Annotated in this window: 1 protein-coding gene; it reads right to left on the reverse strand. The window is 60.4% G+C overall.

Features of this window, described 5'->3' with window-relative positions:
• A partial coding sequence (locus tag MBSD_RS13850; protein WP_148667899.1) for an RHS repeat-associated core domain-containing protein occupies window positions 1-260 on the reverse strand: 260 nt, incomplete at both ends.

A 260-nucleotide genomic window follows, 5' to 3' on the forward strand; every position in this document is an offset into this window, starting at 1 on the left:
GCCACGCGCAGGAGGCGGCGACATGAGTTTTCAGAGTGCACTTTCGTCTTACAAATATGCGTACCGGTGCACCGCCCGTCTGGATCCGTATATCGATATGGGTTGCCATCGGCATACCTGAAGCGATTGAAGTTCGCCCCGCTACCCCCATTTGCCGCCACCGGATCCGCACTCAAAAACCTTCCCAGCACCGGATCGTAGTACCGCTGCTGCGCGTACACGAGCCCGGTCGCCGCATCGGTCTCGTGCCCCGTGTAGCC

This window comes from Mizugakiibacter sediminis (assembly GCF_000953855.2).
GTDB classification, from domain to species: Bacteria; Pseudomonadota; Gammaproteobacteria; order Xanthomonadales; family Rhodanobacteraceae; genus Mizugakiibacter; species Mizugakiibacter sediminis.